Below are 19,622 nucleotides of genomic sequence, written 5' to 3'. Positions count from 1 at the left end.
TGCAAATGCGCTGCACGTCCCCTTGCAGGAGTTCTGGAGGCGCAGGCACGAGTCTTCGCGTCATCGCTTCTTCCGACAACGAAATCCTGGGGGACAGGACGATGGGCAAGAGAATCGCCGCACACGTCACGGCGGCACTGGCGGCGCTGCTGGTCGGCACGGGGACGGCGGCCGGCGCGCCGAGCGACCTGTCACCGGCGCAGGTGATGGCCGAGTTCCCGGCGTTGCCCTGCGTCGCGGGCGGCCCGACGGCCGAGGACGCCGCACAGGCCGTCGCGCTCAACGGCCTGCTGACCGCGAAGATGCGCGGCCACATGACGGCGTACAACACCTCGTGCGCCCGAGTCGTCGTCCAGACGGCCATGAACCGGGGCCTCCCCCTGCGCGCCGCCACGATCGCGCTGGCCACCACGATCGTCGAGACCTCCAACGCCAACCTCGACGGTGGCGACCGGGACTCGGTCGGGCTGTTCCAGCAACGTCCCAGCATGGGCTGGGGCACCAGGGAACAGTGCCTCGACCCGGTGTACGCGACCAACAAGTTCCTCGACTACATGGTCACGAACGTGGCCGGCTGGCAGAACAGGCCGGTCGGGGACGTGGCACAGGCGGTACAGCGCTCCGCGTTCCCCGAGCGCTACGAGGTGCAGGCCAACGACGCCGCGATCATCGCGGAGGCGATGGTGCGCACGAACGAGGCCGCCTCGGTGGTCGTCGAACCCAGCGGTGCGATGCAGGTCTTCAACCGCGACCGCAACAGCGGCCTGCTCGCCACGAACTGGCAGACCGGCCCCGGTCAGAACTGGGCGGGCTGGCACACCCCGATGAACGTCCCGATGTCCGGCACGCCCTCGGCGTTGCTCGACCACCGGGAGCAGATGATCACGTTCTCCCGCCGCGGGGACGGGCATCTCGTCCAGATGGCGCAGGACGGCCCCGACGGCGAGATCAAGACGTGGTGGGACCTCGGCGGCGACTTCGCCGGCGACCCGGTCGCGCTCAAGCAGCCCAACGGCAACAAGGTCGTGTTCCTCCGCGGCACGGACGGCAGGCTCTGGCACAAGTGGCAGAACACCCCGGACGGCGAGTTCCAGCCGTCCGCGCTCGTGCACCCCGACCTGGGCGTCGTCACCGGCAAGCCGTCCGTCCTCGTCGACGAGAACAACCTGCTCACCGCGTTCACCGTCCGCGCGGACGGCCACCTGGTCATGGCCGCCCAGCCCAGCAAGACCGACGCGTGGGTGCAGTGGGACCTCGGTGGTGACTTCGCGGGCGACCCGGCCGCGGTCCGCACCGCCGACGGCGAGTTCGTCGTCTTCGTCCGCGGAACCGACGGCAGGCTCTGGGTGAAGTGGCAGAACGAGAAGGGCGGCGCCTTCCCCGCCTCCGCCCTGGTCAACACCGGCTTCGGCCAGGTCACCGGCGCACCCGCGGCCGTGGTCAACCCCGACGGCCTCGTCCAGGTCTTCGCCCGCCGCGCCGACGGGCACCTCGCGACCGCCTGGCAGAGCAGCACGAGCGGCGGCGTCTACCAGGGCTTCGACGACATCGGCGGCAGCCTCTCCAGCGACCCGTCCGTCGGCATGACGGCCGGTGGCGCCAAGGCCGTCTTCGCCCGGTTCGCCGACGGCTCGATCATGACCACCTGGCAGGCGAACCCGGGCGCCCCGTTCAACCGCACGTGGTCCTACCTGCTCAGCTGACCCGGGAAGCAGTGAGGGGGCCGGTCATCCGACCGGCCCCCTCACTGTTCTCCGAACGTTCAGTCCTGAGAGGACGTCCGCGAACGCCGCCGCGAGGTGACGGCCACGAACAGGGCGTGCGCCAGCCCGAGCACGAGGGCGCCGACCAGCAGCTTCCACCCGAAGCCGAGCCCCGGCGGCGAGAAGGTGAGCTCCATGGTGGACTCACCGGACGACGCGGGCAGGTCGAGCTGGATCAACCCGGCGGGTCCCTGCTCCACCTTCACGTCCTTGCCGTCCACAGTGGCCGTCCACCCGGGCCACGCGAGCGCGGCGAAGAGCACCTTGCCGGAGCCGCGGTAGGAGACCCGCTCCCCTTCGAAACCGGTGGAGGCGGCGGAGGACACCTGCACGCCGGGCGACGCGTACGACAACCGCGAGCCCTCGAACGGCAGCGGCGCGTCGCGCTTGAGCACCGTCACCACGGAGTTGCGCTCCTGCAGCGACCACCCCGGCGGGATGCGCTCGGGCCCGTTCTCCTTGACGTACCCGTTCGCGACCACGACGGTCTGCAGGCGGACGGCGTCGGCCAGCGGCGTGGAGAACGACCCGGCGTTCTTCCACAGGGCGTTGTAGGCCGCGGGGCAGGTGCCGCCGAAGTAGTTCATGCAGAACGTCTCGGAGAACGCCGAGTACCCGAGCCCGGTGTAGGAGTTGAGCGCGTCGACGCCCGCGATCTCCCACTGCGAGCCGAACAGCGCGTGCTGCCACGAGGTCTCGGGCGAGATGCCGCCGGCGTTCTTCTCGAGCACGCCGAGGTCCGCCACCAGCAGGGTGTTGCCCTGGTAGCGCTCGTCGAAGTTCTGCTTCATCTCCGCGACGTTGTGCGGGAAGTTCCACGGGTTGACGTTGAGGTTGCCCCGGTAGTGCGCGACCTGCAGCCCCAGCGTGGCGGCCGTGCCGAAGACGAGCGCCACCGCGACCAGCTTCGGCTTGGAGCGGGCCGCGTACAGGACGGCGCCCAGCAGCACCAGCACCACGACCGTCGCGAGACCGTGCCAGCGCCACGCCATCGGCGTCGACGCCACGGACAGGTAGAAGCCGAGGCCGACGAGGACGCCGGTCAGCACGGCGCGGACCCGCCACGCCGACGTCTGGAAGCCCCTGGTCAGCAGCAGCGCGACGACCACCGACAGCGGCAGGTAGAAGTACTCGAGCAGACGGGCGGGCCAGCGGAACAGCCACAGGTTCGACGGGCCGATGAGCAGCAGCAGGTAGATGCCGGCGAACACGTAGAGGCCGAGGTAGTCGCGCCAGCGGTCGCGCAGCACCGACCAGGCGAGCCACGGCACCAGCGGCACGACGAACCACGCCAGGTACGTGATCGGGAAGCTGATCCAGCTGCCGGTCCAGGTGTTGAACTGGGCCTGGAACGTGGGCGCGCTCATGCCGAGCAGGTCGGCGAGGTTCGGCACCAGGAAGCCGTCGTTGCGGATCGAGTTGTCGGTGCGCCAGGTCACGGCGGCGCTGCCGAGCAGCGGGAAGAACACGACCAGCGACGAGGCGCCGACGAGGCCACCGGCGACGACCAGGTGGCCGAGCTTGCGCCAGTTCCTGCGCACCACGAGCTCGAGTGCGACGCCGAGCAGGATGAAGACGACACCGAGAGCGCCGTAGGGGTTGCCTACCGTCATCGCCAGGTAACCGAAGACGAGGAGCCAGATCGGGTTCGACTTCCCGGTCGCGAACCGGCGGGCGGCCCACCAGACCCACGGCAGCCAGGCGAAGGCCATCAGGCCGGCGACCCACGCGGAGGCGTCGAAGAAGAGCGTGTAGCCGGAGAACGGCAGGGCGGTCGCCACGACGGCGGCGGCACCGCGGGCGGCGCCGTACTCCCTGGCCAGCAGGTACACACCGACGGCGAGCAGCACGAGGAACTCGGTCTTGACGAACGTGGCGGCGACGGCGACGTCCGGCAGCAGCGAGACGACCACGTAGTTGCCCAGCGACACCGGGTTCCACAGGCCGAGCATGGCCTCGCTGGCGTAGTTGCCGCCCATCCAGCTCTCGGGCATCAGCGTGGGCCAGTCGCCCTGCCGCAGCAGCTCACCGATGCGGTACCAGTGCGGGAGGAACGCCGCGGCCGAGTCGTCCCAGTAGTAGAAGATCCGATTCCGGATCAACGGCAATTGGGCGACGACGGCGACGAATGCGACAATCCCCGCGACCGTGAAAATGCCCGTCCAGCGACTCCGCGAACCCGCCTGCACGCCTTCCCCCGGATCAGCCGCCCCTGACCGGTCGGCGGCTCTGGGTTCCGTGAGAGTCACAATCAAGATCCTTTCAGGTGCGGCGCCACTTCGGGCATGCCCGAGCCAATGGGCATTCCGGGGTCACGTTAAAGTTGCTCGCCGTTACGGTCGTGTAAGACCGCCCGGACACAGTCTGCCAGGGAGAAACTGTGGGAACACCAGAGCCCACCGATCAGCTCGCGCTCAGCTACGTCATCCCGGCGTACAACAGCTCGGACGCGATCGAGGCCACGCTCAAGGAGCTGGGTGACCGGCTCCAGGGAACCCACTCCGAAATCCTCGTGGTGGAGAACGGGTCGACCGACGGTTCGCCGGAGCTGCTCGACAAGCTGGAGCGCGACTGGCAGTTCGACGGCGTCGAACTGCGCGTGCTGCACTCGGAGAAGGGCCTCGGCCACGCGCTGAAGAAGGGCATCGGCTCCTCCCGCGGCTCGTCGGTCGTGCTGAGCGCGGACGATCTGCCGTTCGGGTTCGACGACCTCGACGAGGCGCAGAAGATCGGGCTGAACAAGCACAAGGTCATCATCGGCTCCAAGGCCCACCCGAAGTCGGACATGGACCGCACGCTGCTGCGCGCGGTGCTGAGCACCGGCTTCCTGGTCCTGCGCTGGGTGATCCTCGGCATGAAGACCCGCGACCCGCAGGGCACGTTCGTGCTCGACGGGACGTGGGCGCGCGGCGTGGTCGGCAAGCTCACGGCGCCCGGCTTCCTGCTCACGACGGAGCTCGTCTACCTGGCCGAACTCGAGGGCAACCACCCCGTCGAGGTGCCGGTGAAGCTCCGCCGCATCCACACCGGCGCGGGCAGCACGATCCGCGTGTTCCACGACGCCTACTCGATGGGCATCGGCCTGTTCAAGATCCGCAAGCTGCACCGCAGGACGCACGGCCGCTGACGCGCCGCTGGTCCCGCACCCCGATGCGCACGTGCCGATGTGACGGCACGTGCGCATCGTCGTTTTCGCTGATCCGCGCCGCCGGCCTGGTTATTCTCAGGCGACCGCCGGAGAACAGGAGCGTGCCGAGTGCGTCAGGTGATCGTCATCGGGGGCGGGATCGTGGGGCTCTCGGTCGCCCGTGAGCTCGCGCTGCGCGGCGACGCGGTCACCGTGCTCGAGAAGGAGGGCGGCTGGGCGAGGCACCAGACCGGCCACAACAGCGGTGTGCTGCACGCCGGCCTGTACTACCGGCCCGGATCGCTGAAGGCCCGCATGTCGGTCGCGGGCAACGCGTCGATGGCCAGGTACGCCGAGGAGAACGGCGTCCCGTTCGAGATCTGCGGCAAGCTGGTCGTGGCCACCGACGCCGAGGAGGTCCCCCGCCTGCACGCTCTCGCGTCGCGCGCGGAGGCGAACGGCGTACCGGCGAAGCTGATCACCGCGGCGGAGGCGCGCGAGTACGAACCCGAGGTCTCCTGCGTGGCCGCGCTGCGCGTCGAGAGCACCGGCATCGTCGACTTCCCCGCCGTCTGCGCGTCGCTGGTCCGCGACCTCGACGGCCACGACCTGCGCCTGCACTCACCTGCACTCGCCATCCGCACCCGCGGCGAGGAGGTGGAGGTCGCGACGCCGCAGGGGGTGGTCCGCGGTGACGCGCTGATCAACTGCGCCGGCCTGCACAGCGATCGCGTCGCCCGGCTGGCCGGACTGCGACCGGCCGCGACGATCGTGCCGTTCCGCGGCGAGTACTACGAACTGCGCTCCGACCGCAGGAACCTGGTGCGCGGCCTGATCTACCCGGTCCCCGACCCCGCGCTGCCGTTCCTCGGCGTCCACCTGACCCGCATGATCGACGGCAGTGTGCACGCGGGCCCGAACGCCGTGCTGGCACTGCGCCGCGAGGGCTACCGGTGGCGTGACCTCTCCCCCGCCGACCTGGTGGACGTCGCCCGGTTCCCCGGCACGTGGAAGCTGGCCCGCCGGTTCGCGCGGACCGGTGTCGAAGAGGTGCTGAGGTCGTTGTCCCGCAAGCGTTTCGCGGCGAGTCTCGCCCGTCTCGTGCCTGCCGTCGGCGAGGCGGACCTGGTGCGCGCCGAAGCGGGCGTGCGGGCGCAGGCGATGTTGCCGGACGGCTCGCTGGTCGACGACTTCCTCATCGAGTCCGCACCGCGGCAGATCCACGTCCTGAACGCGCCGTCGCCCGCTGCCACGGGTGCGCTGGAGATCGCGAAGCACGTCGCCGGACTGGTGCGGGACTGACCTGCAGGACCTGCAAGTGACCTGCAACGTCGTCTTCAGGCTGCTTGCAGGTGCCTTGCAGCTGTGGCCCACATCGTTGGTCGTGCCGGACGGGGAGTCCGGCGGACCGACTGAGGGGGCAACGAGATGGACATCCGGACCACCGCGGTGGCGACCACCGCGATCTTCGCGGCGATCCTGGGGGCGCAGGCGCCGGCCACCGCGGCCGAGCAGAGCGGCGACCCGCTGATCCTGCTGTCGTGCAGCACGTACTCGACGAACAAGTCGGTGACGCGCAGCGAGGTGATCGCCAGAGCGCAGTCGTGGATCGACGCGGGCGTCACCTACAACCAGGGCGGCTGCTACACCAACCGGTACGGCGACTACCGGATGGACTGCTCGGGCATGACGTCCATGGCGTGGGGGCTGAGCTCCTCCCGCACCACCTACACCCTCGACCAGGTCTCGCACGTGATCCCGCGGTCCGAACTCAAGCCCGGTGACGCGCTGAACAAGTACGACGAGCACGTCGCGATCTTCGCGGGGTGGGCGGACGCGGCGCGGACGCAGCCGATCGTGCTCAACCACGGCGGCGACCCGGTCTACGCGCACCGCACCGTCTGGTCGGCCGCCTTCGCCGCCCGGTTCACGCCGATCCGCTACGACAACATCGTCGACGACGTCACCGTCGCGGGCAACGAGGCTCCGGCCGTGGTCGTGGAGGGCAACGGAGCGATGCAGGTCTTCGCCCGTGACACCAACACCGGCAAGCTCGTCACCTCGTGGCAGTCGGGCGCGGGTTCCGGCTGGAGCGGCTGGACCGCCCTCCCCACCAACGCCGTCGGCACGCCGTCCGCCCACGTGGACGGCCTCGGCCAGATGAACGTCTTCACCCGCCGCGACGACGGCCACCTGATCCACCTGTGGCAGGACGGCCCGGACGGCGCCATCGACCGCGGTGCCGACCTCGGCGGCGACTTCGCCGGCGACCCGGTCGTGATCACCAAGGCGGACGGCGCGAAGGTCGTCTTCCTCCGCGGCACCGACGGCCGTCTGTGGCACAAGTGGCAGACCGGCCCCGGCAGCGCGTTCAGCGACTCCGCGCTGGTCCGCGACGACTTCGGCACGATCATCGGCAAGCCGTCCGTCCAGGTCGACGCCGAGGGCCGGTTCACCGTCTTCGCCGTCCGCTCCGACAACCACCTGATCACCGCGTGGCAGACCGAACCGGGCGGCGCGTTCACCACCGCCGACCTCGGCGGCGCGTTCGCCGGTGACCCGGTCGCGATCTCCAAGGCGAACGGCGCGAAGGTCGTCTTCGTCCGCGGGACCGACGGTCAGCTGTGGCACAAGTGGCAGACGAGCCCCGGCAGCGCGTTCAGCGACTCCGCCCTGGTCCGCGGCGACCTCGGGCAGGTCCTCGGCGCACCCGCCGTCCAGCTCTCCGGTGACGCCATGCAGGTGTTCGTCCGCCGCGCCGACGGCCACATGGTCACCGCGTGGCAGCACACCGCTGGCGAGAACTTCGCGGGCATCGACGACATCGGTGGCAACCTCGCCTCCGACCCCGTCATCGGCCGCCAGGCCAACGGCGCCAAGGCCGCCTACGCCCGCTTCACCGACGGCTCCGTCATGACCACGTGGCAGGACGACGCCGGTGGCGCGTTCCGCAAGACCTGGTCCTACCTCAGCAGCTGACCGGGCCGCGGATCACCAGCGAACTTGCAGACGGTTTGCAGGCGTCACCGGCAGAGTGCTGTTCCAGGGGACGGGTCGCCCGTGTCCGCTCCGCTGGGGGTGGGGCGGACACGGCGACCCGAGCAGGACGATGTCGTTGGGGGAAAAGACGTGAACCGCTCGCTCGCCTTGATCACCGCCGCCGCCACCCTCGGCTTGGCGGCGTGCACGTCCACACCGGACGTCCCGGCGCCGGGCGGCACCACTTCTCCCAGCACCACGACGGTGACCACCCCACCGCGGGCCGTCGCGAAGGCGGACGACCGCAACCGCCTCGGCTACGGCGCGCTCAAGCTCGGCATGACGCTGGAGGAGGCGAGGGAGGCCGGCCTGACCGACCTCACCTGGGCGAGCGCCGGCGACCGCACCTGCGTCGCCGACGACGCCGTCGCCGTCTCCAGGAAGTACGGCGTCGTCCGGATCACCCTGCCCGCGGGAGCGAAGACCTCCAGGGGGATCGGCGTCGGATCGACCTACGCCGACGTGCGGAGCGCCTACCCGGACGCCACCGAGTACGACGACGGCTGGAAGGCCGAGGTGGCCGACAACGCCGCCTACTCGTTCGCCGGGAACCCCGAGTTCGTCTTCTTCGGGGACACCGACGAGGTCTTCCGCATCAAGCTCGGCGCGGTCGAGACCGACTGCACCCCCGCACTCCTCTGACCGTCAGGCTTGGACGGTCACCAGGCGGGTGAACTCCGCGGGCAGGTCGAAACCGTCCCAGTGGTCGGAGAACGTCAGCGCGTTGCCGAACGGCACGATCCGGTCGATGCCGCGCCCGGCCAGCTCGTGCGCCAGTGCCTCCAGCTCCTCCTGGGAGAAGCCGAACACCGACAGCGTCTGGTCCTTGCGCTGCACCATGGGCACCAGCGCGGACAGGCTCGGCAACGTGGCGAACGGGAAGGTGCCCGCGCCCAGCCACTCGCGCGGCACGTCCGCGGCCTCGGTCAGCTCCAGCGTCGCCACGGCGTTGCCGTCGAACGAGATGGACTTCGCGTGGCCGTCCGCGGCGACACCGTAGGCGGAGACGCGCTTCTGCACGGCCATCGCCGGCTCGACGACGTGGTGCTTGGCGGCGAGGACGGCGCTCAGCTCGGCGCGGAACTCGGTGCGCGCCTGCTGGCCCGCCACCTCGTCACCGACCCAGAACAGCGCGCGCGGCGAGGAGCAGGCGGCCTGGTCGAACCAGTACGAGTCGTTGTAGAACCCGACGGCCACCTCCCGCTTCTGCTCCGGCGTCGCCTTGGTCCAGCCGTCGACGGAGATCAGCGCGAACGAGGCGCGGTCGGGGAACGTGACGTCGCGCGAGTGCGGCGCCAGCGGCAGCTTGCGCACCTCGTTGACGGCGCGGTCGCCGCCCCAGATGACGCGCAGGTCGCACGCGGCGGACAGCGCGGCGGTCACCTTGTCGTCGCGGTCGTAGGTGACCATGACCTGGGTCTCCGCGACGGCCGGGTGGGCGTCCTTCAGGGCGTCGTTCAGCGCCTCGACGACGGCCTCGGCCGCACCGGCGGACCGCGGCGAGATGCGCACGACGTTGCTGTTGCCGGCCAACGCGGACAGCGCCCACGAGTACACGAAGATCGTGTCGACGTTGGCGGGCGGGATGTGGAAGACCAGACCGCGGCCGAAGCGCAGGACACCGGCGGGCGTCTCCAGCTGCTTCAGCACCTTGTTGATCTCACCGCGGCGCAGGAAGAAGCCCAGCGAGGCCAGTTCCGGGTAGCGGCGGGCCATCTGCGGGGCGAGCAGCTTGCGCGCGAACTTCACCAGGAAGTCGACGATCCGCTCGTCGCCGACCTTCAGCCGGCCTCCGGTGGGCTCGCCGGAGATGCTCGCGAGGAGCTCGTCGACCGAGGAGACGTCGGGGCCTGCGGGGAAACGGCGCTTCATGAGGCAACAGCTCCAGAGAAGGTGTCCGAACAGCCGCGGGCCTCGGCGCGCGGGAGCCTGCCGAGCACGGAGAACCGCTTGCCCGGCCAGTCGCCGTCGTCGATCCCGTGCACCACACCGAGGTCCTCGGTCAGCAGCACGTGGCCCGGGTAGCTGCGCGGCAGCGTCGAGACGACCTCGATGACACCGGGCTCGCCGACGGGCTGCTCGTCCCAGGTGTCCGGGTTGCGGATGATGACGTCCGCGAAGTCCGGGCAGTACAACGAGTTGCCCGAACGGCCCTCCAGGAAGACCGTGCCGATCTGCTCGATCATCCCGTAGTAGTTGTAGATCTGGGTCAGGCCCGTGTCCTCGGCGAAGCGCTTGCGGAACTCCGAGTTGTCGACCGCGATGTCGATGAGCTTCTTCCAGCCACCGGAGTGGATGAGGATGCCGTTCGACAGGTCGAGCTTGTGCTCGCGCGCGACCTCGTAGAGGTACTGCCACACCATGAAGGTGAAGCCGAAGATGAGGAACGGCTCGGAGCCGTGCTTGGCGAGGAACTCCTTGACCGCCTCGACGTCCGGCTGGTCGTTCTCGTCCAGCGCGTAGACGTGGCTGCGGCCGAACGTCGCCATGCCGAGCACGCCGGCGCCACGCGCGGAGAACGAGCGGCGGTTCTTGATGATGCTGATGGTGTCGACCATGAGCATCGGCAGTCGCTTGCCGCCCAGCACTTCCTGCAGCGTCGCGCCGAGCTGCTTGGTCTGCACCCCGGCGGCTTCCTTGTCGAGGTAGATCCGCGAGGCGCCACCGCCGGTCGTGCCGGACGAGGTGAGGACCTTGAAGACCTCGGAGTCCGGAATGGACTTCAGCTCGTGCGTCTTGAACATGCGCACCGGCAGCCACGGCAGGTCGTTCAGCGACCCGAACTTCTCGCCCGACTTGATCCCGAGCGACGACAGGATGCGGTCGTACTGCTCGGAGTGCGCGCGGTGGTGCTCGGTCAGCTCGGTCAGCTCCGCCAGCAGCGCGGTCTCGCGCTCGGCCTGACTGCGCCCGAAGACGCTCATACCTGTGCCTCCAAGGACCGGTAGTCGATCTTGCCGCTGGGCAGCTGCGGGAAACCCTCCGCCGGGCGCACGTCGAAGCCCGTGACGTGCAGGTGCAGCGTCTCGGACAACAACTTCGCGGCCTGCTTGCAGGTGTCCTTCTCGGCCCTGTCGAGGAAGACGACGACCTTGTCGCCCGCGGGCACGGCGGCGGCCGCGCCGAAGCCCTTCACGATCTGCTCCAGGTCGTCCAGGTTGACCCGGTTGCCGAACACCTTGCCGATCCGCTTGAGCCGGCCGGTGATGTAGAGGAACCCGTCGGAGTCGAGGTATCCCAGGTCACCCGTGACCAGCACGCCGCCGGTCTCGTCGCCGAGAGCGAGCTCGGCCTCGGACTCGGCGTAGCCCATCATCACGTTGGGACCGCGGTACACCACTTCACCGGCAACACCGGGCTCGGTGATTTCGTTCCCGTCCTCGTCGCGGATCGCGAACGCGCCACCGGGCAGCGCGGGACCGGCGGAGCCGATCTTCTCGGCGAGCCGGTCGGCGGGAACGGTGGCCATCCGGGGCGCGGCCTCGGTCTGGCCGTACATGACGAACATCTGCCCGCCGACGGCGCGCATCTTGTCGTTGAACTCGCTGACGAGGTCGGTGCGGAGCTTGCCGCCCGCCTGCGTCAGGGTGCGCAGCGTCGGGTACTTGGCCGGGTCGAACCGCAGCCGGCGCAGCATCTCGTAGTGGTACGGCACGCCGGCGAGCGACGTGACGCCGTACTGCGTGACCGCGTCCCAGAACGGCCGCGCCACCACGCCGGAGCCCTCCAGCAGCACCGTCGCGCCCTTGCGCAGGTGGCTGTTCAGCACGGACATGCCGTAGCTGTAGTGCAGCGGCAGGCTGGTCGGCGCGACCTCGTTCTCGTCGATGCCGAGCACCTCGGCGATCGCGTCGGCGTTCGCGAGGATCGCCGAGCGGGAGAGCCGCACGAACTTCGGGTTGCCGGTGGACCCGCTGGTCGGGAGCATCACGGCCAGGTCGGGGTGCGGCGCGACGCCGTCCACGTCCTCGCGCACCCAGTCCTGCGTGTAGCCCGGCGCGGGTTCGTCGTCGACGCCCAGCACGGCCGCGGGGCGGAACCGGGACACGAGCCCGTCCAGCACCTCGCGGTCCTGCGCCGGGTCGAGCAGCGCGACGGCGCGGCCCGCCTCGAACGCACCCAGGTACCGCAGCACGCTCGTCAGGTCCAGGCCGACCCGGAGGAACAGCACCCCGGACGGCAGATCGGCGAGTTCCTTCGCCGCCTCGGACACGCGACCGGCGAGCTCGGCACCGCCGAGCAGCTCACCGGTCGCGGCGTCACGCAGGCGGGCCTGAGCGTGCAGCAGCGTCACAGCACCAAACCTCCGTCGATGCCCAGCACCTGACCGGTGACGAACGACGCGTCGTCACTCGCCAGGAACCGGATCACCTTGGCCACCTCTTCGGCGGTGCCGAGCCGGCCGAGGGCGGTGTCGCCCTTGATCCGCTCCAGCACCTCGTCGGACTGCTCCGAGATCAGGTCGGTCGCGATCACGCCGGGCGCGACCGCGTTGACCCTGATCCCGTGCCTGCCGAGCTCCTTCGCCGCGGACTTCGCGGCCGCGACCACCGCCGCCTTGGACGCCGCGTAGACCATCTGGCCCGCGTTGCCGCGCTCGCCGACGATCGACCCGATCAGCACGATCGAGCCGGTGCGCTTGCGCATCATGGCGCGCGCAGCCGCCTGCACGGAGCCGATGGCGCCGGCGACGTTCGTGGTCAGCGTCTTCGACACGTGGTCGTCGGTGAGCATGCCGATGAGGCCGCCCTCGAGCAGACCGGCGCTGGCCACGAGCACGTCGATGCGCCCGTGCTCCTTCGCGACGGCCTTGAAGACGTCCTTCACGGCAGCGGAGTCGGCGACGTCGAGCGCCACGCCGTGGACGCGTTCGCCCAGCTCGGCGGCGCGCTTCTCGGCGGTCTCGCGGTCGCGGCCGGTGATGACCACCGTCGCACCCGCCTCCGCCAGCAGCCCGGCGGTGGCGAAGCCGATGCCGCGCGTGCCGCCGGTGACGACCGCTACCTTGCCGGTGAAATCACTCACCCGCGCCGAAGCCCTTCAGCATGTCGACGGCGACCTTGAAGCTGCTCATGTCGATGACCTGCTCGGTCTCGAACTGGACGTCGAACTCGTCCTCGATGGCGGCGACGAGCGCCATGTGGCCGACCGAGTCCCACTCGTCGATGTCGCGGTACTTCAGGTTCTCGACGTCCACGGAGTCGTCGAGCTGGAGGGCGTCCACGAAGACACCACGAAGACGGTCGTTGAGGGCCATCGTTTTTCTCGTTCTCTCTTCGAGGTCTGGGGCTCAGTGCTCGTTCGAACGCTCGGTCCACGCCTTGAGCAGCGCGGCGAGCTCCTCCGGCAGGCCGGCGGGAACCTCCGCCTCCTTGCCGGTGAGGAAACCGGTGAGAGCGGCGATCGCGGCCTCGTCGCAGCCGCGACGGGACAGGCCGATGACGTTGACGCCGGTGGTGCGGGCCGGGTTGCCCAGCGTGATGGTGAACGCACCGACCTCCTTGCGGATGGCCGAGCCGAGGCCGATCATCGCGCCGGGGCCGATCTGCGTGCCCTGGTGCACGACGGTGCCCAGGCCGATGTTGGAGCCGCTCCACACGTGGCAGTGGCCGGCGATCTGCACGGCGCTCGTGATCACGACGCTGTTGTCGACCACGCAGTCGTGCGCGATGTGGGCGCGGCCCATCACGTAGTTGTCGTTGCCGAGCCGGGTCGCGTCCTTGGCGCCCTGGTTGATCGTGACGAACTCGCGGATGCGGTTGCGGTCGCCGATCACCACGCCGGGGCCGTCGTTCTCGCCGTCCCAGCCGGCCAGGTGCGGCGCGCTCAGGAACTCGGCGGGCCCGCCGATGCTGACGTGCGGGCCGATGAAGTTGCCGTCGCCGATCCGGGTCGGTCCGGCGATGACCGTGTACGGGCCGATCACGTTGTCGTCGCCGATCTCGACGTCCTTGCCGATGATCGCGGTCTCGTGAATGCGGTTCGCCACTGGTCCCCGTCCTGCCCGTGAGTTGGTGTAACCCACGTCACCAGGGCACTTCCACCCGACGGGGCCGGTGGGCCACTCTACTTGACGGGCAGAACGGGGCCGGACCGGCCAGCGGTGTGGCCTGGAACGTTGCCGGGCGGATTCGCGGTCGGACGGGCGCATCGCGGTGCCGCCCCCGCGTCCTCGTACTGGACGTACGGGGGCGCGGGGGCGGTGCCGTGAGGTGCCCTGCCGAGCGTGGATCCGCCCGCCAACGGGCCAGGTCACTCCGCTGAGGACAGCAGGCCCAGGCTCGCGTCCATCACGATCCGTTCGGTGGTCCCGGCGGCGGGTGTGACCGTGTCGGAGAACTTCAGCGGCCCCGGCCACGCGTAGGAGATGCAGTAGCTGCCCTCGCCCGCGATGGTCGGGTCGCCCTCGTTCCACCCCGCCTCGTACCCGGAGTGCAGGTCGCCGCCGGAACGCAGCGTGTCGTTGTCCGCGACGTAGCCCTCGCACTCGTTGGCATATCCCATGACCCAGAGGCTGCCGGGGAACGCCGCGCGGAGCCTGACGTCGTAGCTCGACAGCGGCTCGTGCGCCAGGGCGAGGACGCTGAGGCCGCCGAACCGCCAGCGCTGGATCGGCATCGGCATCGACGTGGGGAGCTCCTCCGCGTCGATCTGCTCCAGCATCAGGCCCGCGTGCCGCCAGTTCGGGTCGGCCGGGCCCAGCACCTCGCGGCGGAGCTCGTACTTCGCCCGGACCGCGGCCAGCACGACCGGGTCGGCGGTGTCGTTGTGGAACGGCAGGGCGACCTCGGTCATCGCCGTCGCGACCGGTCCGGTGACGTCGTCGAACACGTCGTCGCCGAGGAGGTCCACGACCGCCTGGCCGAGGACGGTGCCCAGCTGCACGGTGGTGGCCGGGCTGTGCGGGTCGTTCGCCTCCTGGTCGCCGCACGCGCCCTGGACGAACAGCGCGGGCACGCCCAGCGCGTTCTCGACCAGCTCGGACGCGACGGCCGGGAACTCGCCGTCGAAGACGTCGTCGTTGCCGCGCGAGACCGGGTGGCAGGCGGCGCCGAAGACCACGGCGAACAGGTCACCGCCGGTCGTGTCGAGGCGCAGCACCGGGACGGTGTCGAGCACGGCGAAGTCGTCCGCGACCCGGTTGTGGCCGATCTTGGCCTCGCCCTCGGCGTAGCCCAGCACGACCGGGGTCCGCTCGAGCTCCAGCGTGTCGCGGACGAGCTGCACCAGCGCGTCGGTGATCAGGCCCGCCGTGCCGTTGACCGCGTCGACGTCGGCCTGGGTGAGGCCCATCATCACGTTCGGGTTCGGCCGGGTGTCGCCGTACAGCGCCCCCGAGTGCGTGTGGCTCGCCAGCAGCATCAGGTCCTCGTCGGCGACCAGGTCCTCGTCGACGAGCGCGCCCCGGATCGCCTGGTTGACGTCCCTCGGGATGCTGATGAGGTCCGCGCGCAGCAGGACCTTCGGCACACCGCCGTCCCAGAGCACGAGGCACTGCGCGCGCAACCGGCGGGCGATCGCCCCGTGGTTGCCGCGCGGACTCCAGCCGTACCCGCCCATCCACAGACTCGGGTAGGGCGGGTGGACCGGCGTGATGTCGGCTTCACCGACCGCTGCTTCGAAAGACATGACGACTCCCCCTGCTCGTGCACACCACACCCCCATGTGGTTCTGCAAGGAAGACGCCGTCAGGCCGTCCGAAATACAGGTTTCGGGAAACCTTTACCTGAGGACTTCCAGGCCGCCCATGAACGGCCGCAGCGCCTCGGGCACCACGACGGATCCGTCCGCCTGCTGGTGGTTCTCGAGGATCGCCACGATCCAGCGGGTGGTGGCCAGCGTGCCGTTCAGCGTGGCCGCGATCTGCGACTTGCCGTTCTCGTCGCGGTAGCGGACGTTGAGGCGGCGCGCCTGGAACGTGGTGCAGTTCGACGTCGAGGTCAGCTCGCGGTACTTCTGCTGCGTCGGCACCCACGCCTCGCAGTCGAACTTGCGGTGCGCCGACGTGCCGAGGTCGCCCGTCGCCGTGTCGATGACGCGGTAGGGCACCTCGATCTTGGCGAGCATCTCCTCCTCCCAGCCGAGCAGCCGGGCGTGCTCCGCCTCGGCGTCCTCGGGCTTGACGTAGGAGAACATCTCGACCTTGTTGAATTGGTGCACGCGGATGATGCCGCGGGTGTCCTTGCCGTACGACCCGGCCTCGCGGCGGTAGCACGACGACCAGCCCGCGTACCGGCGCTCGCCGTCGAGGATCTCGTCGGCGTGGTAACCGGCGAGCGGCACCTCCGACGTGCCGACGAGGTACAGGTCGTCGGCGGGCAGGTGGTAGATCTCGCTCGAGTGCGCGCCCAGGAACCCGGTGCCCGCCATGATCTCCGGCCGCACCAGGGTGGGCGTGATCATGAGCTCGAACCCGTTGGCCGTGGCCTGCGCCGCCGCCATGTTGAGCAGCGCGAGCTCCAGCTGGGCGCCGACGCCCTTGAGGAAGTAGAACCGGCTGCCGCCGACCTTCGCGCCGCGCTCCATGTCGATCGCGCCGAGCTTGGTGCCCAGGTCGAGGTGGTCCTGCGGCTCGAAGTCGAACTCGCGCGGCGTGCCGACCGTCTTGATGACGCGGAAGTCGTCCTCGCCGCCGACCGGCGCGTCCGGGTGCACCAGGTTCGGGATCTTCGCGAGGAGCTCGTCGACCTCGGCGGCGGTGGCGTTCTGCTCGGCCTCGGCGGCCTTGACCTCGGCGGCCAGGTCCTTCGCCTTGACCAGCAGTGCGGCGCGCTCGTCGCCCTTGGCCCTGCCGACCTCCTTGCCGAGCACCTTCTGCTCGGCGCGCAGGGTGTCCGCGCGGGAGATGGCGGAACGCCGGCGCTCGTCCGCGGACAGCAGGCTGTCGACGACGGCCTCGTCCTCGCCACGGGCACGCTGCGACGCGCGCACGATCTCCGGGTTCTCGCGCAACACCTTGAGGTCAATCACCCTGGAAAGGGTAGTCGTCGCCGTATCCGCACTTCATCCGGATATCCGTTCAACGGGCCGTGAGCGGGTGGCGTTGTAGGCGCAGGAGGTGCGCGATGACCGACAAGATCCCGCCCGGCTTCGACCACGAGAGGTTCCGCCGGGAGGCCTCGCGGAAGCCGAACGCGGTCGTGGGCTTCCTCGGCAGCCTGCTCGCCGCCCTGTCCGGGCTGCCGCAGGAGACGGCGAGGCGGCACGACCCGGCGCCGGACCGCCGGGTGCGCTGATGCCGTCACCGGCCACAACGCGAAAGGACCCGGCGCCGCACGGGCACCGGGTCCCTCCGACACGTCCGGCTAGTAGATCGCGAACGCCACGACGAGGCCGAGCGCGACGTGCGCGGCGGCGACGACCACGGAGGCGGGCGCGAAGCGGTCGGACTCGATGATCGAGCCAATGTCCAGCTTGGTCACCCACTCCAGCAGGCGCACGGCCGCGACCTGCACGATGATGCCGACGATGCCGTAGATCAGCGACGTGAGCAGGCCCTCGTCGAGCTTGCCGACCGCGCTGAGGATGGCCACCACGACGATGAACGCCATCGAGACGAGGCCGGAGGCGGTGACGATCACGGCGTTCGGGGCACCGTTGCGGACCAGGATCGACAGCTTGCCCGGCGTCGTCCAGTCGATCGCGTAGAAACCGAACACCATGAGGACCAGACCGACGACGGCGTACAGCGCGATCGCGCCGATGCCCCGGCCGATGGCCGAGCCGAAGCCGGGGTCCAACGCGAGCGTCGTGTAGTCCATTACCTGTTCCCTTTCGGAGTCTTACTCAACAATTCGATGCGGCACGAACGCCGCGCCATCGTCGGTCACGAGACCGACTGTTTCCCGGATGCCGAGGCCTGCCGACGTGTCGCCGACGACCCAGGCACCCAACGCGGGGCGGTAGCCGTCGAACTCCGGAAGCGGATCGAACAGCTGGTAAACGAAACCCTCTTTGCCGTACACGCCGCCGGTCTGCGTCTCGTAACCGGGAGCGACGATCTGGATGTTCGACCCCTCGCGGCCGAGCAGCGGCTTGCGCACGTACTCGGTGAGCATGCCGGGGTCGTTGAGGTACGCGGGGAGCAGGTTGGGGTGACCCGGGTACATCTCCCACAGGATCGCGAGCAGCGCCTTGTTGGAGAGCAGCATCTTCCACAGCGGCTCGAGCCAGAGGGTGCCGGGCAGCGACTCGACGGCGTGCCGGCCGAACTGCTCCTCGACCACCCACTCCCACGGGTAGAGCTTGAAGACGGTGCCCATCGGGGCTTCTTCGAGGTCGACGAACCGGTTGAGCAGCGTGTCCCAGCCGATGTCCTCCATCGCGATGCCCACGGTGTTGAGCCCGGCCTCGGCCGCGGTCTCCTGCAGGCAGGCGGTGGTGAGGTGGTCCTCGCCGGACGGGTCCGCGCTCGACCAGCTGAAGTGCAGCTCACCGGACGGGAGCTTGGCACCGATCTCCGTCCAGCGCTCGACCAGGCGCTCGTGCAGCGAGTTCCACTGGTCGTCGTCCGGGAAGACCTCCTCCTTCCAGTACCACTGGATGTAGGCGGCCTCCAGCAGCGAGGTCGGGGTGTCCGCGTTGTACTCGAGCAGCTTCGCGGGACCCGAGCCGTCGTAGCGCAGGTCGAAGCGGCCGTAGACGTGCGGGTCGCGGCGCCGCCACGACTCGGCGATGTGCGGCCACACCCACTCGGGGATGCCGAAGTCGCGGTAGCGCTCGGTCAGCACGACGTTGTCGACGGCGTCGAGGCACATGGAGTGGAGCAGCTCGACGTCGGCTTCGAGCGAGAGGACCTCGCTCATCTCGAACACGTAGTGCACCGACTCGTCCCAGTAGGGGCGGTCGGCGCCGTTCGCGTACTTCGCGGGCAGGCCGAAGACCAACCCCTGGTCAGAGACCGTCCGCTGCCAGTTCGGCCGCGGATGTGAGGCTTCACGACGCAACTGTGCTCAGCCTCCGCTGCTCTTCGACCCGCTGCTGATGCCGAACCCGCCGCGCTGGACCGACGTGCCCGACTTCGTGGTGACGTTCGCGCCCTTCGGGATCGTGTAGCTGCCGCCGCTCACCTTCTGACCGACCGAGCCCGTACCGCCGTAGTTGTAGCGGTAGGAGCTGTTGCCGATGTAGATGAAGCCGCCGCTGCTGTACCCGCCGTGGCTGCGGTAGTAGCTGTCGGAGCAGTAGTCGTCGTCGACGATGACGTTGTTCTGGTCCGTGCACTGCGCCGTGACGTTCTTGGGGCTGGCGGCCGCGTACCAGATCGCGACCAGCGCGACGACGCCCACGGTGACGCCACCGCCGATGAGCAGGCGTTTGCGGGTCTTGCGCTTCTTCTCGAAGGCGGCGGACTCCGCGGCGAACCGCTCCTGCTGCGCCTTGAGGGCGGCGGCGCGAGCGCGTTGCTCCGCGACCGTCGCCTGACGCGGCTTCGTGACGCCCGCCTGCTGCTGGCGCATCTTGCCCTTGGTGGGCTTCTGCGGCGCAGGCTGGTTCGGACCGGCCTGCTGCGGCGCAGGCTGGTACGGCGGCGGCTGCTGGCCGGGCTGTTGCGGCTGGCCGGGCTGTCCCGACGGCGGCCCAGGCTGGGGCGTCGGCTGGCCAGGTCCTGGCAGGTTGTTGTCAGTCATCACCACTCCCGCGGGCAAGGTACCTAGTGAGACTGTGAAAACACGGCCGATTGGTGGACGAGT

General features: G+C 69.9%; 18 protein-coding genes. 6 read left to right on the top strand and 12 right to left on the bottom strand.

Annotation, left to right across the window (positions count from 1 at the left end):
• The first annotated feature begins 101 nt into the window (after positions 1-101).
• A complete protein-coding gene (locus BMY74_RS44720) occupies positions 102-1,703 on the top strand; it encodes a PLL family lectin (RefSeq protein ID WP_177229504.1) in 1,602 nt (533 codons plus the stop codon).
• A gap of 59 nt (positions 1,704-1,762) precedes the next feature.
• On the opposite strand, the gene BMY74_RS00610 is transcribed toward BMY74_RS44720, so the two are convergent.
• Positions 1,763-3,865 carry a glycosyltransferase family protein gene (locus BMY74_RS00610; RefSeq protein WP_143091400.1) on the bottom strand — a complete coding sequence of 701 codons (2,103 nt, stop codon included), beginning with the start codon at positions 3,863-3,865 and terminating at the stop codon, positions 1,763-1,765.
• Positions 3,866-4,143: 278 nt separating this feature from the next.
• Between BMY74_RS00610 and BMY74_RS00605 the strand changes: the two genes are divergently transcribed.
• From BMY74_RS00605 to BMY74_RS00590, 4 genes are all read left to right on the top strand, one after another.
• Positions 4,144-4,890, top strand: a complete 747-nt coding sequence (locus BMY74_RS00605) for a glycosyltransferase (RefSeq protein WP_089907773.1) — start codon at positions 4,144-4,146, stop codon at positions 4,888-4,890.
• A 129-nt stretch (positions 4,891-5,019) separates the two neighbouring features.
• Positions 5,020-6,192 (top strand): L-2-hydroxyglutarate oxidase, encoded by a 1,173-nt coding sequence (gene lhgO / locus BMY74_RS00600; RefSeq protein WP_089907770.1) that lies wholly within the window; start codon positions 5,020-5,022, stop codon positions 6,190-6,192.
• A 126-nt stretch (positions 6,193-6,318) separates the two neighbouring features.
• Positions 6,319-7,869, top strand: coding sequence for a DUF8189 domain-containing protein (locus BMY74_RS00595; protein WP_089907768.1), 1,551 nt, complete (start codon positions 6,319-6,321; stop codon positions 7,867-7,869).
• A 150-nt stretch (positions 7,870-8,019) separates the two neighbouring features.
• Positions 8,020-8,571 carry a hypothetical protein gene (locus BMY74_RS00590; protein WP_089907765.1) on the top strand — a complete coding sequence of 184 codons (552 nt, stop codon included), beginning with the start codon at positions 8,020-8,022 and terminating at the stop codon, positions 8,569-8,571.
• Positions 8,572-8,574: 3 nt separating this feature from the next.
• Here the strand turns inward: BMY74_RS00590 and BMY74_RS00585 are convergent, their stop codons facing one another.
• The 8 genes from BMY74_RS00585 to serS all read right to left on the bottom strand — a co-directional run bounded on the left by BMY74_RS00585 (position 8,575) and on the right by serS (position 16,899).
• Complete coding sequence (locus tag BMY74_RS00585) at positions 8,575-9,801, bottom strand: acyl-CoA reductase (RefSeq protein WP_089907761.1); 1,227 nt, start codon at positions 9,799-9,801, stop codon at positions 8,575-8,577.
• Positions 9,798-10,853 (bottom strand): LuxE/PaaK family acyltransferase, encoded by a 1,056-nt coding sequence (locus BMY74_RS00580; protein WP_089907758.1) that lies wholly within the window; start codon positions 10,851-10,853, stop codon positions 9,798-9,800. Before BMY74_RS00580 ends, BMY74_RS00585 begins: the two co-directional genes overlap by 4 nt.
• Positions 10,850-12,223 carry an AMP-binding protein gene (locus tag BMY74_RS00575; protein ID WP_089907755.1) on the bottom strand — a complete coding sequence of 458 codons (1,374 nt, stop codon included), beginning with the start codon at positions 12,221-12,223 and terminating at the stop codon, positions 10,850-10,852. Before BMY74_RS00575 ends, BMY74_RS00580 begins: the two co-directional genes overlap by 4 nt.
• Entirely contained in the window at positions 12,220-12,954 is a 735-nt protein-coding gene (locus BMY74_RS00570) for an SDR family NAD(P)-dependent oxidoreductase (protein WP_089907752.1), read from the bottom strand. The genes BMY74_RS00575 and BMY74_RS00570 overlap by 4 nt, the downstream gene beginning before the upstream one ends.
• Positions 12,947-13,186 carry an acyl carrier protein gene (locus BMY74_RS00565; protein WP_089907749.1) on the bottom strand — a complete coding sequence of 80 codons (240 nt, stop codon included), beginning with the start codon at positions 13,184-13,186 and terminating at the stop codon, positions 12,947-12,949. Before BMY74_RS00565 ends, BMY74_RS00570 begins: the two co-directional genes overlap by 8 nt.
• Before the next feature lie 33 nt (positions 13,187-13,219).
• Positions 13,220-13,918 carry an acyl-ACP--UDP-N-acetylglucosamine O-acyltransferase family protein gene (locus BMY74_RS00560; protein WP_089907746.1) on the bottom strand — a complete coding sequence of 233 codons (699 nt, stop codon included), beginning with the start codon at positions 13,916-13,918 and terminating at the stop codon, positions 13,220-13,222.
• Between the two features lie 263 nt (positions 13,919-14,181).
• Positions 14,182-15,558 (bottom strand): hypothetical protein, encoded by a 1,377-nt coding sequence (locus BMY74_RS00555; protein ID WP_089907743.1) that lies wholly within the window; start codon positions 15,556-15,558, stop codon positions 14,182-14,184.
• Between the two features lie 93 nt (positions 15,559-15,651).
• Positions 15,652-16,899: a serine--tRNA ligase gene (gene serS, locus BMY74_RS00550; protein ID WP_089907741.1), complete on the bottom strand. Its 1,248-nt coding sequence runs from the start codon at positions 16,897-16,899 to the stop codon at positions 15,652-15,654.
• A gap of 95 nt (positions 16,900-16,994) precedes the next feature.
• On the opposite strand from serS, the gene BMY74_RS44715 reads away from it, so the two are divergent.
• The gene (locus BMY74_RS44715; RefSeq protein ID WP_177229503.1) at positions 16,995-17,165 is read left to right on the top strand and encodes a hypothetical protein; all 171 of its coding nucleotides are present in this window, start codon (positions 16,995-16,997) and stop codon (positions 17,163-17,165) included.
• Positions 17,166-17,234: 69 nt separating this feature from the next.
• On the opposite strand, the gene BMY74_RS00545 is transcribed toward BMY74_RS44715, so the two are convergent.
• Genes BMY74_RS00545 through BMY74_RS00535 form a run of 3 tightly spaced genes read right to left on the bottom strand, consistent with a single transcriptional unit; the run spans position 17,235 to position 19,559 of the window.
• Positions 17,235-17,690 carry a DUF350 domain-containing protein gene (locus BMY74_RS00545; RefSeq protein WP_089907738.1) on the bottom strand — a complete coding sequence of 152 codons (456 nt, stop codon included), beginning with the start codon at positions 17,688-17,690 and terminating at the stop codon, positions 17,235-17,237.
• Positions 17,691-17,711: 21 nt separating this feature from the next.
• Positions 17,712-18,875: a glutathionylspermidine synthase family protein gene (locus tag BMY74_RS00540; protein WP_089907735.1), complete on the bottom strand. Its 1,164-nt coding sequence runs from the start codon at positions 18,873-18,875 to the stop codon at positions 17,712-17,714.
• A 6-nt stretch (positions 18,876-18,881) separates the two neighbouring features.
• Positions 18,882-19,559 (bottom strand): hypothetical protein, encoded by a 678-nt coding sequence (locus BMY74_RS00535; protein WP_245785809.1) that lies wholly within the window; start codon positions 19,557-19,559, stop codon positions 18,882-18,884.
• Positions 19,560-19,622: the final 63 nt, after the last annotated feature.

The sequence above is a fragment of the Lentzea albida genome (genome assembly GCF_900111005.1).
GTDB classification, from domain to species: domain Bacteria; phylum Actinomycetota; class Actinomycetes; order Mycobacteriales; family Pseudonocardiaceae; genus Lentzea; species Lentzea albida.
The sequence above is the reverse complement of the archived record's forward strand: the minus strand, read 5'-3'. Positions and strand labels throughout refer to the sequence as shown.